Below are 15,165 nucleotides of genomic sequence, written 5' to 3'. Positions count from 1 at the left end.
TTACAATTATCCCTCAATATTAAATATCTGCCTATTTTGTAGGCAGATGCATTATAAAGTGAGGGTTTTATTTATGTGGTTATGGATTTTACTTGCCTTAATTGCAGCGATTATTTATTTGGTTCTTACTTCTTATAATTCGCTGCAGCGTAAGGCGCATGATATTAAAGAGTCTTTATCCAATATTTCTGTCTCAATTAGTAAAAAAGTTAATTTAATTAATCAGCTTATGGATGTTGTTCGAGGTTATCAAGAAAGTGAGCAATTGACACATTTAACAGTAGTTAAAGAAACAGGAATGAATGCTATCTATTCTAGTTATCAAGATAGTAATATGATGTTAACGAACTTACAGGGTATGGCTGAGAGATACCCTGATTTAAAGGCAGACCAACAATACCATCGCTTAATTACAAATATTGAGCAATGTGAGCATGAAATTTCTCAATGGCGCAATGAATATAATGCTCGCGTGAAAGCTTATAACTCACATCGTTCATCTATCCCTACGATTTTTGTTGCTAACGGGATGGGTTTTTCTGAAGCACCATATCTTGATTTAACAATAGAAAATGCAGAACAAACTATTTTAAAAGATTTTAAAATGGATGATGGAGAGCGTTTGAATGCTTTATTTAAATCAGCAAAAGATAATATTGTAGATGGTTCTAAAGCCTTAGCCTCAACCTCTAAAGTTGTATTGGATAAAGCAGCAGATACAAGCAAAAAAATTGCGTCTAGTGAACAAGTACAAGGAATTGTAGATAAAGCAAATGTTTATATGGGGAAGCCAAGTACAACTAAATTCTTCTATTTATTATCTGATTCGACACCAAAAGGTCCTGTAAAAATAGAAGAAATTATTATGTTGGCTGAAGATCCAAATTGGGTTGAACAAGTCCGTTTATCAGAAGTCGGGACAGAACAGTGGATGAGCTTTGAAGAATGGACTACGCTTCATACACAACCAACACTGCAATTACAACAACGTGATATTTAACTTAAATAGACTCTCCCTTCTATTATAAGAGGGGAGAGTTTTCCTATTAAATCTCGTAATACAAACGCTCTTTCGGGAACACAGCTTTGAATATAGAGCCTTGATTTTCTTTAGATTCGACTTCTAAGTGTGCATTATGCTGCATCAAAACGTGCTTCACAATTGCTAAACCTAAACCTGTGCCGCCTGTTTGTCGGCTACGCGCGCTGTCTACACGATAAAAGCGTTCAGTTAAGCGTGGTAAGTGTTTCGGATCAATCCCGATGCCAGTATCTTCTACAGTAAAATAGCCTTGATTGCCATTATCATGCCAGCCAATGGTAATCGTCCCGCCTTTTGGGGTGTATTTAATTGCATTGGTGATTAGGTTGCTAAAGGCGCTGGCCAATTCTACATCTGAACCAATCAGATCATAATGACTGTCAATATTTAAGTTGAGTGTATGTCCATAATCGACGTTATAGGCATGTGCATCGTCAAATAATTGATTCATTAAACTTGGCATTTCAATGATTTGATTTTTGGCGATGGTTTTTTCATTTTCCAGACGTGACAATAGCAGAAGGTCATTCACTAAAGCATTCATGCGTCGGGTTTGTGACTGCATTTGCTCAAAAGCACGTTTCCAACGCGGGTTAATATCATCCTGATCGGTAAAGGTTTCGATATAACCACTCAGCACCGTTAGCGGAGTGCGTAATTCGTGTGAAATATTATCGACAAAGTCTTTACGCATTTGTTCTAGGTTATGCATACGGGTCATGTCGTAAGCAAATAACAAACGGCTATCACCACCAAACTGAGTCATTTTGACTTGCACATATTGCCCTTCATGCACGCTAGATTTCATTTTTAAACCGTCAGGTGCTTGATCAATATGATTAAAATATTCAATAAAACTAGGTTGGCGCAAAATAGTGAGGATGTTGCGTCCACGGTCTAAAGGCTGAATACCCAATAGCTTTTCAGCAGCAGGGTTCCACCATTCAATTTGATGATTTTCATCAATCAGCATCACGGCTTCATCCAACGCCACCAATGAAGACTGGGCGCGATCAATCAACCCGACCATTTCGGCCTGAACGATACGTTCCTGACGTTGTGAGCGATAAACATTGAACAGTAATGCACCCCAAATACCATGCAGATTTGGCGGCACATCATAAGGACGATTGGAAATCCAATCATTAACTAAATAGAGGGAGCGCATTTGCTGAAGAAAAAACAGCAAAAAGGCGAGGCTAATACAAATCCAAAAATACCCAATCCCAAAACCAATCAAGCTTGCAATAATTAGGAAAAAGGCCAATAAACGAAAATCTTGTTTGGCAAAAGTCCATAAACTGCTGTAACGAACTTGTTTGAGGTCACGGGCGAGTTCAGGGACTGGGTAAGGTTCGTACATAAAATAATTTTAGCCTAAAGCAACATCCGCACGTGTCGAGAAGCGATAGCCTGTACCACGTACCGTTTGTACAAAACGGTCTACGCCATACGGTTCTAAAACTTTACGTAAACGACGAATATGCACATCAATAGTTCGGTCTTCAATATATACATTGCCGCCCCAGACTTGGTCAAGCAATTGCGCTCGGGTGTAAGCGCGCTCTGGGTGCGTCATAAAGAACGCCAATAGACGATATTCGGTTGGGCCCATTTCTAAAATATTGTCACCAAAACTGACACGCTGGCTGACTGGGTCCAAAATTAAACCGTTGGCATCAATAGTTTTTTCACCGCTTAAGGCATTGGCACGACGTAAGACCGCTTTAATACGTGACACCAGTTCACGGGTCGAGAACGGCTTAGTCATGTAGTCGTCCGCGCCAGCATCTAAACCTTGAACTTTGTGATCTTCTTCGCCACGTGCAGTGAGCATAATCACAGGAATTTCAGCAAGGTTGTCATCGCGTTTTAGGCGACGGCACAAGTCTACACCGCTGACACCGCCTGGCATCATCCAATCAAGCAAGATAAGCGCTGGACGTTGATCGACAATCATCTGATGAGCTTGTTTTGCATCTTCTGCTTGTAAGCACTGAAAGCCTGCCATATCTAAAGAGGTATGGATCATCTCCCGAATTGGAAGTTCGTCATCGACGATTAAAATGTAGTCATCTTTCACAACGCAATATCCTATAGATGTTAACGGTGGACCGTTTTATTTATGACAGGCTTATTACAAAGATTAATTATGACAGTATCATTGCAGAAAGGGTTGAATGGGCTATTTTTGCAATAATTTATGACAATGTCGAAGAATCTTTCACAAAAGCTTGCTCTTTTTCCGAAAAGGTCTGTAATAACGATAAAAATACAATACGGCAAGAAGACAAGACATCTTCCATGGATTGTTTGAAATCGCTCATCACCCAGCGAATCGCAATTTGGGTGACATAACCATTTAAGCCTGTCGCTACCAGTGAAATTTCTCGGTTGGGGCGGTCTAAATGCGGCATCATCAGCATGACAAAGGCCTGAATCATGCGGTCAAAACGCGACATAGTTTCGTGAATGGTGGCTTGGTTATGTAGTTCTTGCACCAGCATGGCATCAATATAAATAATACGTGCCATTTGCGGGTTATTTTTTAGCGTGGTCAGTAAAGCAGTCAGTCCTGCATCAATCATTTTTTTAGGATCAGCCGAGGCTTGCATAATGGCTTGCATGACATTTTGCTGTAATTCATCAATCAATTTTAAAAAAATGGTCTGAAACAGTTCTTCGCTTTTTTTAAAGGATTCGTAGAAATAGCGCTCGGTTAGTTTGGCTTCGGTACAAATATCTTTTACGGTCACGGCAAAAAAACCATGCGTGCCATAGGCTTGAATACCTGCCTCAATCAGTTTTTCACGACGCGCCTGTTTGCGCTCAGTTAAAGACAAGCCTTTAAACTGACGTTCTTTTTGTTGTTTCTGGGTGGTTTTTTCTGTTTCTGCAGTCACGGGCAGTTGTTCTGTCATGTTCAGTTAAGCCAAATAAGAACCGTAATTAGGCTTTATACTAGCAATAATTATCTGTTAAACCTATGTTTTCAGATTCATTTGCGATATTCGTACTGGCTTATATTGACAATACTTATTGTCAAAATTATATTTAAACCACAGCGCATCGCACAGCCCTACAAAACAACAAGCAGGTCTGAACTGTGCACGCCACATACTCAAGGAAATCACATGAAAAATTTTAAAAATAAAGTTGCCGCAATTACAGGCGCAGGCTCGGGTATTGGGCAGCAATTGGCTGTTCTATTGGCGAAGCAAGGCTGTCATTTATCGCTCAGTGATGTGAATGAACAAGGTTTGGCGCAAACAGTGGATTTGCTCAAAGACAGTAATGTGCGCGTGACCATTAAAAAGGTGGATGTTTCTAAATTAGAACAAATGCGCGAATGGGCAGCTGAAACTGTACAAGATCACGGCTCGGTGAATATGATTTTTAATAATGCAGGCGTGGCGTTGGGTTCTACCGTAGAAGGTGCAAGTTACGAAGAGTTGGAGTGGATTGTTGGTATTAATTTCTGGGGTGTTGTCTATGGCACCAAAGAATTTTTGCCTTTAATCAAACAAACGGGAGATGGTCATATCATTAACATTTCCAGTTTATTTGGTTTAACTGCACAGCCAACGCAGTCGGCTTATAACGCAACCAAATTTGCGGTGCGCGGTTTTACCGAGTCTTTGCGTCAGGAATTGGATTTGGAAAATTGTGGTGTGAGTGCGTTGAGCGTGCATCCAGGCGGGATTCGTACCAATATTGCCAACAATGCTAAAATGAACAACAGCATGCGCACTTTGGGCATGAATCCTGAAAAATCGGCACGTGCTTTTAATAAATTATTGCGTTGCCCGCCTGAAGAAGCGGCGCGCCAAATTTTAGAAGCGGTACAAAAAGACAAGCGCCGTTTATTGATTGGTAATGATGCCAAAACTTTGGATTTAATCCAGCGTATTGTTCCAACGGGTTATCAGAAAGTTACCGCATGGGCGACTAAGTTGGGCAAGAAACGCGGTTAATCTAACTTACAAATATAACAGACCATTCAGACCAAAACCTGAATGGTTTTTTTCTTCCAGACAAATTGATAATACGCACCTTGACCGATGCACAGACTCACAAATGCCAAGGCATAGGCATACCAAATTCCTTGCAAACCCCACCACTGACTGAAGAAATAAGCACACGGTACTTCAATTAAAACAATCGCTAAAATATTGATGATCATTGGAACATTGACCGTGCCACTGGCGCGCATAATGGAGGCAAAAATTGCACTGGCACCAAAAAATAAAATGGCCCATAACACAATAAATAAGAGCTGCTGACCCAGTACCACCACCGCAGGATCGGTAATAAACAACGCCATCAGATATTTAGAAAATAAATAACCCAAGGTGACTAAAATACCTGTAATCAGCAAATTCATGCCTAAGGCTGTACGGGTCACTTTAGCCAGTAATTCGGCTTTGCCTGCACCAATGGCTTGTGCAGCAAAAATTGAAGCGGCAATTGCAATAGATAGCGCAGGAAATTGAATATAGTTCAACACCTGATTAACTGCGCCATAGGCGGCAGTGGCCTCAGCACCATGCCGATTGACCAAACCGACAATCACCAAACCTGCCATAGAGGTAGTGACCATTTGTAAGCCTGTGGGAATCCCTAAGCGTAAAATCACCTTGCTTAAATTGGGTTGATGCCGAATTTGACGTAGTAGATGCACATCCATTTTTAAGGGATGATTCTTTTTATTCAGGTAAATCACCAAAAAAATTAAAACAGCCAGATAGCCCAGAATGGTGGCAATTGCAGGGGCAATAATGCCCAAGCGAGGAAAGCCAAAATAACCTGCAATCAGGATGGGGGTAATCACCAATCCCATTAAACTAGTCAAACTCAGGGCAATGAGTGGCGTAAGGCTATCGCCCACTCCACGTAAAATAGAGGTATAAATAATATAAACAAACAGCAGTGGGCTGCCTGCCAACATCCATTTCACATACGGCAGGGATAGATGCATCACTTTAGGGTCTGTGCCTAATAATATTAAAATTTGTTCGGCAAAAATCACCCCCAAACAGGCAATGAAACTGCCGCCAATTAGGGTCATAAATAAAGTCGAACCGACAATACAACGCACTTTTTCGACATTTTGTGCGCCCCACGCTTGCCCGACCAACACGGTCGATCCTGCCGAAAGCCCAATCACAAAGGCCATCAGGCAAAAAATAATGGGAAAAAATACCGACACCGCAGCAATGGCTTCCACACCGAGCATTTGCCCGACAAAAATCGTGTTAATGGTGCCCGAAAGATTTTGCAAAATATTGGTGGCAATCAGTGGCAATAGAAACACCAAAAAGGTTTTCCAAAGCTGAGGGTGATCGACCAGTGCCTGAGGTCTTGCCATGCCAAATCCTGCGCTTCAATATGCGGTTGTTTGAAATTTCACCCTAGCATGATTTGGTCATAAAAAGCCTTAGCTTTTCAGTAACTCAGTGACATTTCAGTGGAGCTTCATCGCTTAAATTGCCGATAAAATTTCACCTGCACGCAACAGGGTTTCGGTTTTTTTAGCAAAGCAGAAACGGATTAAACGTAAATCATCGGGTGGGGTTTGATAAAATGCAGACACAGGAATACCGACAATGCCGTGCTGCTCGGCTAGAAAATGGCACATATCGACAGCATTTAAGCCGGGACGGATATTGCTGTAATCTAAATTTTGAAAATAAGTGCCTTGTGCAGGGCTGAATTGAAAGCGTGAATTGGCAATGCCTTGATTAAACAAATCACGTTTGTCCTGATAAAACTTTGCCAGTTCTGCAATATGTTCAGGGTGCTGCTGCATATAATTTGCCAAAGCCACTTGCACAGCGCTAACTCCGCAGAAATTAATAAATTGATAGGCTTGGCGAAAGAGCTGCATTAAGGCAGGTGCAGCCGCACAGTAGCCTGTTTTCCAGCCTGTGACATGAAAAGTTTTACCAAAGGAACCCACGACAAAACTGCGTTCCCTAAGCTCAGGAAAAGACAGTGCAGAGCGGTGTTGATGCGCATCAAACACCAAATGTTCATAGACTTCATCGGACAGCACCACAATATTATGTTCCTGAATAACATCAATTAAATACTGCCAATCTTGCGCTGACCATACTGTGCCTGTGGGGTTATGTGGTGTGTTGATGATGATCATGCGGGTTTTGGCATGAATCGCATCTTTGACCATATTCCAGTCCACCTGAAAATGTGGAGCCTGCAGCGGAATATGAACGGCTTTTGCACCCAACAATTTTACACAGGGTGCATAACTGTCATAACTTGGATCAAAAATAATGACTTCATCGCCTGCCTGCAGCACGGTTTGCATGATGCTAAAAATAGCCAGTGTTGCCCCTGGGGTGATGGTAATTTCACTGATCGGGTCAAGCATTAGCTGATCACGCTGTAAAAATTGCTGTGCCAGTTGTTCGCGTAGTGGCAAGTAACCATCGCCCGAAGGATATTGATTGAAGCCTGCGTGTGTGGCTTGGCTTAAAGCATCCAGTAATGCTGCAGGTGGGGGAAAGTCGGGAAAACCCTGCGATAAATTTAAGGCATTCAGTTGTTGTGCCAAGTTAGACATGGTACTAAAAATACTCAGACCTTGAGCAGGCAGTTTCGCGTGAATATCTAGCATAGTGGGGTTCTGGTTGTGGCAGCAGCTTGTTTTACATCGTAGCGTTTTCAGGGGGGAATGCAAATGGGGTAAAGGGTGATGATGTGGTTTGAATAGATCGTTCGAGGCGTTATTTTTGATTGAACACCTCAAGATCGACTTATCAAAAAAAATTCATCTCAAATCAACTCCACCAATGCCCGAATAATCCCCAATCCCAGACCAATAAATGCACCTACCACTACACCATTGACCCGAATCATGTGTAAATCACCACCGACTTCGTTTTCAATTTTGCCAATCATTTCGCGCGAGTCCCATTCATGAATGCGCTCACTAATAAAGCGAATTACTTTTTCACTATATTGATCTGACAAGTTCACCGCAATCGTACTCATTTTTTCATTCAGTAATTGACGTACTGCGGTATTGGCAATGATATTTTCACCGACTTGCTGAATAACAACACGCAGGTTTTGTGCAATTCCCGAATCAGGTTTTTGTAAATCTTCCTTAATCGCATTGCAGAGAATCACCACTGCACCACTGATAAAATTCAAGACTTGTGGACTGTCTAATAGGGCATTTTTAGTGTCATTTAGACGTAGACTGGCACTGCTGTTGTTATCTGCCAGTTGTAACATCAGTTGTTGCCCAGCCTCTTCAATTTTTTGTCGCCAAGGGTGTTCAGGGTCTGCCAACATAGATTCGACCCGTTGCAGTAAAGAATCTATGGTGCGTTGCTGCACATCAATTCCAATCCAGCTCGCACCTTTGGCCAGTTTCCACACGCCAAGCTCTTTAAACAATTGACGGGTCAATTCACGGCTTTTTTCAGGATGTTTCAGCATCCAGTCATGGGCAAGGTCTAAACCGCGTTGCAGCACATCCTGATGAAAGTCATTTTCCAAAACCGCACGCAGCATTTCACTGGCCAAATGGTTGACCTGCGTGTTGCGAACCCATTGCACACTGTTGCTTTGAATAAAGCGCCCAATTTGTTCTTGCCCGACAAATTCAAAAATTTTCGGTACAGTCTGCTGAATGACTTGGGTCACTTGCGCATTATTTTGTGGATTCGCCAACCATTTTCCCACGGATAAAGATAAGTCAGTGCTGTGCAGGCTTTTTTGTACCACTTGGGGCGATAAAAAGTTTTCCTGTACGAAACGCCCCATCGACTCGGCAATACGGTCTTTGTTGCGTGGAATAATTTCGGTGTGATCACGTAAGAATTTAGGAATTGGCATTTTGCCAAAAGGATTGCGAAACAGCACCGTAATCGCATACCAGTCTGCCAGACCACCGACCACGCCTGCTTCGGCAGACAGCATTAGTATGTGAATCAACCACGTATATTCAGGCAGTAATTTTGCGGTCAGCATTAATGCCAGCCATGCCAGCACGGCAATCACTAAAGCAATGGTGGCAAAGCGTTTACTGCGTTGCAGGCTCGGAGAGCTATGCTGCGAGCTGCTCGCTAAAGTGTGGTCAGACGCTGTATTCATGCAGGCATCCTTATCTCATTAGGGCGCGGCAGGGGCAGAGGTTGGTGGGGGTAATGGTTGTCCTGTGAGACTTAAACCATATTTTGCCCCCAGTGATTGTAAAATTAGGCTCGCATCAAAGGCATCTTCAGGTGCAGATTTTTGATCTTTAAAACACTGAATGGTGTAAGACACTTGAGTCGGATCGAGGGTCACCACTTGCGGCATATCATAGAATGGGTCAGGCCAGAATGGTGCGCGACGATGATAATATCCATACGGCGAATAGCTATACGGATAGTAACTTGGTGCAGGGTAAACCACGGCTTGTCTAGGTGGTTTCTGGCTACGGTTACTCGGATCATCTAAAACTTTAAAAAAGCGAAAACCGTGTTGCAGCGTGGTTTGTGCTGCTTTCACCAAAGTAATTTCTTCTGCAGTGCCAAAACTCATGTTATGACCCGCTAAAAAACTAATCCGATAGGTTTGCGCATTCAGTGGTGTGGTGCTGTATTGCCCCAACTGCTCAAAGCTGAGCGGTTTAGAGGATGTCGTGGCACAGCCTGTAAACAGCAAACTGCTGGCAAGGGCAAGACCGAGTAGGGAATATTTCATGTGAAAGCTCCTGTACACATCAACCAGCCAAGACAAGCTCGCCAGTTAGAAACTGCTATTGGGTTGGGTTAAAAACTCAAGTTCTTCTGCACTCGAAGGACGTCCCAACACCTGATTCCGATGCGGATAACGCCCAAAACGGTCAATAATCACTTTATGTTTCAGTTCATAGCCCAACACGGTGGGGTCATTCAAACTTTCAAACAGCGTCAATGCGACTTCGTGAATACGTTTGGATTCACTGTGCATAAACGGCATATATAAAAAACGGCGTTCGGTTGGGTTTAAGTCCTGATCCAATTTTAAGTGAATCATTTCCTGTGCCAACACCAAGGCTATTCCATCTTGGGCAAAGGCACGCGGGTCATTACGGTATAAATTACGTGATAATTGATCTAAAACAATGATTTCAGCCAAACGACCTGCGGGTGTTTCGCGCCATGTCCATAGTTCTCCTTGTGCCGCTTGTTGCAGTACATCGGTAAATTTTTCTGCAAGCACGGCATCAAACTCTGCGCTTTTGACAAACCAGTTCGGTTCCGCAGCAGGAGAAAACCAAAAATCTAAAAAATCCTGATAATTCATACGCTTTATTATTTACCTCTGTTCTTTTGATTATAAAATCACAAATTTAGCATGTCTTATAGTGCAACTTTGTGATAAAAAATTGCCAAATTAAAATTTATTGACGTTGACCACTTTATTAAATGTCAGCATGCCCCAAAATCATCATTTTGTTAGAAAAAACAGCCCAAGCGCATGTGCTGATGCCAAATCAAGTTATACTTGAACGGTAGCAATTTCATCTCAGATCATCTGCATGATAGAGAAAATTGCCACCGACCCAAAATCAGCCTGTGGTTTATGTCGTATTTGTAGTGTATTGGATTAAGCGAGAGTGTAATGAGTCAACCCGAACCAAATGCGCAAGATGTTCTACCAACATGGGTAGACGCTGCGTTGCTTCAAGGGATGTTGCGCGGGATTGAACGCGAAAGTCTGCGTATGCAAAGCGATGGCTTCTTGTCGCAGCAAGCACATCCTCAAGCCTTGGGTTCGGCACTCACACATCCGCATATTACTACGGACTATTCCGAAGCGTTGATGGAGTTCATTACTCCACCGCAAAGCAGCATTCAACACGCGCTTGATTATTTGCGAGATATTCATAGCGTGGTGCATCAGCACTTAGGCGAAGGTGAAAAACTTTGGCCGCTGTCGATGCCATGTATGCTTGATGAAACCGATGACGGTATTCCACTGGCGCAATATGGCAGCTCCAATATTGGGCGCTTTAAAACTTTGTATCGCCGTGGTTTAGGTGTGCGCTATGGTCGCCGTATGCAGACTATTTCAGGGGTGCATTATAATTTATCCTTCCCTGAACATTTATTTGCTGCCTTGCAACAACATGAAAGTGATGAGCAGCTCAAAGCACTGAGTTTGCAAGATTATCGTAGTCATCGTTATTTAGGTTTAATTCGTAACTTTATTCGTTTAACACCATTGGTGATGTTTTTAGTCGGTGCAAGTCCATCGGTTTGTCAGTGTTTTATGACGGGGCGTGAACATCATTTGCTGCCGTTGTTAAGAGGCACGTTGTATTTACCGTATGCGACTGCATTGCGTATGGGTAACTTTGGCTATCAAAACTCGGCGCAGAAAAAACTTGGTATTCATTACAATGATTTAACAGGTTATTTGGATGGTTTGCAAAAAGCCGTAAAAACCCCGTACTTGCCATTTAGCCGCTTAGGTTTAGATGATGCCACGGGTGAGCCAATTCAAATTAATGACCATGTGCTGCAAATTGAAAATGAGTACTATAGTTTAGTGCGCCCAAAACAAGTGCCACAAGAGGGTGAAACTCCATCTCAAGCACTTGCTAATCGTGGTATTGGTTATGTCGAATTACGCGCGGTAGATGTTAATCCGTATAGCCCAATTGGGATAGATGAACATACCGCAGGCTTTTTGGAAGTCTTAGCATTGTATTGTTTGTTGCAAGACAGCCCAGCCTTGTTAGATGCGGAACAAAGCATCATCGAAAAAAATCAGGCCGAAGTGGTCAATCGTGGGCGTGCGCCAAATGCGCACATTCAAGAGAGCGATGTTAAAACCCCAATTGAAGCGTGGGGACAGCAGTATGTCACCGCTATGCAACCTTTGGCTGTTTTACTCGATCAAAGTTATGCGACGCAGCTGTATTCTCAAGCTTTAGAACGCATGATGGCGCGTTTGCATGAAGTCGATGAAACTCTGTCGGCACACATGATTGCCGATACTATTCGTCATGGTGGTACGTGGGGCTTTGGCAGTTATATGGCACAGCAACATGCACATGCGTATGAACAACATACGCTTCGTCCTGAAACACAAACATATTTTGATGAAATTGCAGTGCAATCTATTCAGCAACAACAACAACTTGAACAAGCACAAGGTCTGAGTTTTGCAGACTATGTCGCACAATATAGATAACAGTTCAGGGATTTAAACATGCAATTGAGTTATCGTCTGCTAAGTGGTGTTTTATTTTTAGCCAGTGTCATTGGGATGACATTTGCATTGTATTTGGAGCATGTGCAAGGTTTAGCGCCGTGTCCACTGTGCGTTTTTCAGCGGGTGGGCCTAATTGCATTGGGCTTGGTTTCACTGATTGCCTTTGTGCATAACCCTAAATCTAACGTGGTTAAGCGTATTTATGCGCTGTTCGGCAGTATTGGAATTTTATGGTCGGTGGGTGTGGCAGCACGTCATGTGTGGCTGCAAAACTTACCGCCTGATCAAGTGCCAAGCTGCGGCCCAGGACTGGATTATTTGGTAGATGCTTTACCCATGAAAGCTGTGTTGCAACAAGTGCTGTCGGGTTCAGGTGAATGTGCTGTGATTGATTGGATGTTCTTGGGGCAGTCTTTACCCGTGTGGTCATTGCTGTTCTTTAGCGTGTTGGCACTCATCAGTTTATGGCAATTGCTGCGTAACTATCCGTTTGTGGCATCGACTACATTTGGCAAAGTGAAGAAAAAATAAATTCGGGCTACTTGCTCACTGAATTGATAAAAATGCGCCATCTCAATGTAGATGGCGCTTTTTTATTTGTGTATTTAGGGGCTGTTGAAAATCCATCTAAAAATCATCGTGTTGTAGCGTATTTTGAACTGTTTAGACTATGTTAGGTGAGCGCGATGCCTTCTAAGCTTGACCAATCGCCAATAAATTCATGAATTTGCTGCTCTGGTACTTCTTCATGCGCAGGATAAAACCATTTCACCAATTGCTCAGCCACACTCGGATGATATTGCAACTGAAAATGGTTCAGACCATAGAACACAGCTTTGTGTGATTCAGACAGTCTTAATTGAAACCGTGGGTTAGGGTGCTCCCCCAAAGCACTTTTTACACTGACCAAATAGTCGCCAATGACTTTGCGGGTCAGGTTCTGCTTTTTCTCGAACTCAATACTGCCTGCCACGAAATAAGCATTAATATGGGTTGGCAAAGGTGCAGGTTTGCGGTTGTCATCGACCTGTCCAATTCGTGCCTGATTATGTTCCCAGTCATCATCTCGCACACTGCCATAGCGCAAATCTAAAATGCCGTTGCTGCGAATGTTGACCAAATGCCCGACAATTTTCACAATAGGAAAGCGACCTAATTTTTCCTGTAAATGGAAACCAAAACGCTCCAAAACAGCCCCATGATGTGGTGAACCCAAGCAGACCAGATTTTCGACCAAGTGAATCCAGTGCTGCAAATTTTGCTTACCGTAAAACAGCGCACTGCGCGACACCAAGCCACCCATGCTGTGCCCAATTAAATCAATACTGGTAATTTTAGGATGACGCTGAATTAAATCATCTAAGGTATTGGCAAGACTGCGGCCATTGGCAGAAATGCGACGCCCTGTATTGTAATTCAGATATAACATGGTGTTATGGTCACGTTGTGCCAGTAATTTTTCACCAAAACCACCAAATTGGTGTGTAGTCCAATCGAGGTGATTGCGGCATAAACCGTGCACAAAAATCACCACACGCCCAGACAAATCGCCTTGTTGGACTTCGCCATAATGGTCATAGAGCACCATAGGTAAGGCGAGCGGATTTTGCTGTTCGAGTAGATAATCTCCCAATACGCCATTCAGTACACCGACTAAAAAATGCAGGCTTGGTGTGAGTGCTTTGTCATGTAAGTTGGGAAATTGCGCAATAATTTGACGTAAACCTGGTGCAACAAAGTGATAGCCGTATTGTTGTAAGCTGTGAAAGGCAAACTTATACAGCTTTTGAAAAGTCGCGGTTTTTTGAAACTTTTGCGAGCGTTGTTCGCTCATGCCAAATACGCTGAGCAAAACTTCACGCTGAATGGTTTGAATCACTTCGCTCATGACGGCATTCAGGCGCGTGCTGACCAACTGTGCCAAGCCTTCTAGGATATCGGCCTGACTTGGAGGTGTACGGTCCCATCTACAATAGGTTTCATGCAGCGGTGTTAAACTTGGCATACTGTGTTGCCCCTTGTGTTCCCATATACCGAACGCTTTATTTTTACTTGGGTTCGCGGTATAAACTCAAGGGTCTGTTGGCATTTCATGAATTTACAGGACTGTAAATTTTTAGATGAATTGTCACCAAACCCGATACTTTTATTTTATCGTGTTCATCTTGAACTACTTGTAAAATACCGATGAATGCCAAGATGTTCGCATCTTTTTGTCTAACAATTGCATTTTTCCATGAAAATTAAATTAAAAACGCAAAATAAGTGCTGTATCAGCCAAAAATTGAATGGTGTTACTTAGAAATGTCACGCATGAATTTAATTTATTTACATGGTTTTCAGAGCAGTCCTTTGTCCATGAAAGGGCAGCTATTGTATGCCTATGTGCAGCAGCATCGCCCTGATATTCAGATGCATTTGCCCGATTTAAATGCTCCACCTTTAGCGGTTTTGGCAAACGTATCGGCATTGATTCAACGTTTGCCCAATGTGGCATTGGTGGGCAGCAGTCTAGGCGGCTTTTATGCGACACAACTGGTCGCACAGCATCATGTGCCTGCTGTTGTGATTAACCCTGCTATGCGACCATGGCAATTGTTTCAGGACTTGTTTGGCGATGTGCTGCCCTATGTGGTACATCCGAACTGGAGCTTAACTGCAGCGCAATTGGATGACTTAGCAGACATTGCGTTGCCAGTTGCGCAAGATGCAGACAAAATATTGGTGTTATTGCAACAAGGCGATGAAGTTTTGGATTATCGTGAAGCGCAGCGTTATTATAGTGCTGCCTCACCTTCGGCCATGATCATGACTGAAGCGCACGGCAATCATGCCATGGATAATTTTGCAGACAAAATTCCGATGTTACTGCAATTTTTATCGGATTCCCTAGCTTAAGGAAA

14 protein-coding genes are annotated in these 15,165 nt (G+C 42.9%); 5 read left to right on the top strand and 9 right to left on the bottom strand.

The annotated features are described in order from the left end of the window. Nucleotides 1-73 precede the first annotated feature (73 nt). Nucleotides 74-1,000: a LemA family protein gene (locus FTT91_RS10130; protein WP_158660398.1), complete on the top strand. Its 927-nt coding sequence runs from the start codon at nt 74-76 to the stop codon at nt 998-1,000. 46 nt (nt 1,001-1,046) lie between these two features. Here FTT91_RS10130 and phoR read toward each other — a convergent pair whose 3' ends face one another. The 3 genes from phoR to FTT91_RS10115 all read right to left on the bottom strand — a co-directional run bounded on the left by phoR (nt 1,047) and on the right by FTT91_RS10115 (nt 3,963). Further along, nucleotides 1,047-2,405 carry a phosphate regulon sensor histidine kinase PhoR gene (gene phoR, locus FTT91_RS10125; protein ID WP_104852743.1) on the bottom strand — a complete coding sequence of 453 codons (1,359 nt, stop codon included), beginning with the start codon at nt 2,403-2,405 and terminating at the stop codon, nt 1,047-1,049. Between the two features lie 9 nt (nt 2,406-2,414). Beyond that, complete coding sequence (gene phoB / locus FTT91_RS10120; protein WP_004974162.1) at nt 2,415-3,125, bottom strand: phosphate regulon transcriptional regulator PhoB; 711 nt, start codon at nt 3,123-3,125, stop codon at nt 2,415-2,417. Between the two features lie 118 nt (nt 3,126-3,243). Continuing rightward, nucleotides 3,244-3,963 (bottom strand): TetR/AcrR family transcriptional regulator, encoded by a 720-nt coding sequence (locus FTT91_RS10115; RefSeq protein ID WP_004974164.1) that lies wholly within the window; start codon nt 3,961-3,963, stop codon nt 3,244-3,246. 213 nt (nt 3,964-4,176) lie between these two features. Between FTT91_RS10115 and FTT91_RS10110 the strand changes: the two genes are divergently transcribed. Then, entirely contained in the window at nt 4,177-5,016 is an 840-nt protein-coding gene (locus FTT91_RS10110; protein ID WP_180169352.1) for an SDR family oxidoreductase, read from the top strand. 26 nt (nt 5,017-5,042) lie between these two features. Here the strand turns inward: FTT91_RS10110 and FTT91_RS10105 are convergent, their stop codons facing one another. From FTT91_RS10105 to FTT91_RS10085, 5 genes are all read right to left on the bottom strand, one after another. After that, nucleotides 5,043-6,410, bottom strand: a complete 1,368-nt coding sequence (locus FTT91_RS10105) for an MATE family efflux transporter (RefSeq protein WP_180169351.1) — start codon at nt 6,408-6,410, stop codon at nt 5,043-5,045. A gap of 114 nt (nt 6,411-6,524) precedes the next feature. Then, entirely contained in the window at nt 6,525-7,679 is a 1,155-nt protein-coding gene (locus FTT91_RS10100) for a methionine aminotransferase (protein ID WP_180169350.1), read from the bottom strand. Between the two features lie 158 nt (nt 7,680-7,837). Then, on the bottom strand, nt 7,838-9,166 hold the full coding sequence (locus FTT91_RS10095) for a DUF445 domain-containing protein (RefSeq protein ID WP_180169349.1): 1,329 nt from the start codon (nt 9,164-9,166) through the stop codon (nt 7,838-7,840). An 18-nt stretch (nt 9,167-9,184) separates the two neighbouring features. Next, nucleotides 9,185-9,760, bottom strand: a complete 576-nt coding sequence (locus FTT91_RS10090; RefSeq protein ID WP_180169348.1) for a hypothetical protein — start codon at nt 9,758-9,760, stop codon at nt 9,185-9,187. A 45-nt stretch (nt 9,761-9,805) separates the two neighbouring features. Continuing rightward, nucleotides 9,806-10,345, bottom strand: a complete 540-nt coding sequence (locus tag FTT91_RS10085; RefSeq protein WP_179990727.1) for a DUF924 family protein — start codon at nt 10,343-10,345, stop codon at nt 9,806-9,808. A 318-nt stretch (nt 10,346-10,663) separates the two neighbouring features. Between FTT91_RS10085 and gshA the strand changes: the two genes are divergently transcribed. Then, nucleotides 10,664-12,241 carry a glutamate--cysteine ligase gene (gshA, locus tag FTT91_RS10080; RefSeq protein WP_180169347.1) on the top strand — a complete coding sequence of 526 codons (1,578 nt, stop codon included), beginning with the start codon at nt 10,664-10,666 and terminating at the stop codon, nt 12,239-12,241. Between the two features lie 18 nt (nt 12,242-12,259). Continuing rightward, nucleotides 12,260-12,793 (top strand): disulfide bond formation protein B, encoded by a 534-nt coding sequence (locus tag FTT91_RS10075; protein ID WP_178867076.1) that lies wholly within the window; start codon nt 12,260-12,262, stop codon nt 12,791-12,793. A 142-nt stretch (nt 12,794-12,935) separates the two neighbouring features. Here FTT91_RS10075 and FTT91_RS10070 read toward each other — a convergent pair whose 3' ends face one another. Continuing rightward, a complete protein-coding gene (locus FTT91_RS10070) occupies nt 12,936-14,267 on the bottom strand; it encodes an alpha/beta fold hydrolase (RefSeq protein ID WP_180169346.1) in 1,332 nt (443 codons plus the stop codon). A gap of 308 nt (nt 14,268-14,575) precedes the next feature. Here FTT91_RS10070 and FTT91_RS10065 point away from each other — a divergent pair, with 308 nt between their 5' ends. Then, nucleotides 14,576-15,160 carry a YqiA/YcfP family alpha/beta fold hydrolase gene (locus FTT91_RS10065; RefSeq protein WP_180169345.1) on the top strand — a complete coding sequence of 195 codons (585 nt, stop codon included), beginning with the start codon at nt 14,576-14,578 and terminating at the stop codon, nt 15,158-15,160. Nucleotides 15,161-15,165: the final 5 nt, after the last annotated feature.

The organism is Acinetobacter sp. YH12021 (assembly GCF_013420145.1).
In the GTDB taxonomy this organism is placed as follows: domain Bacteria; phylum Pseudomonadota; class Gammaproteobacteria; order Pseudomonadales; family Moraxellaceae; genus Acinetobacter; species Acinetobacter towneri.
Note: the sequence above shows the minus strand (reverse complement) of the source record. Positions and strands in the feature narration are given on the sequence as shown.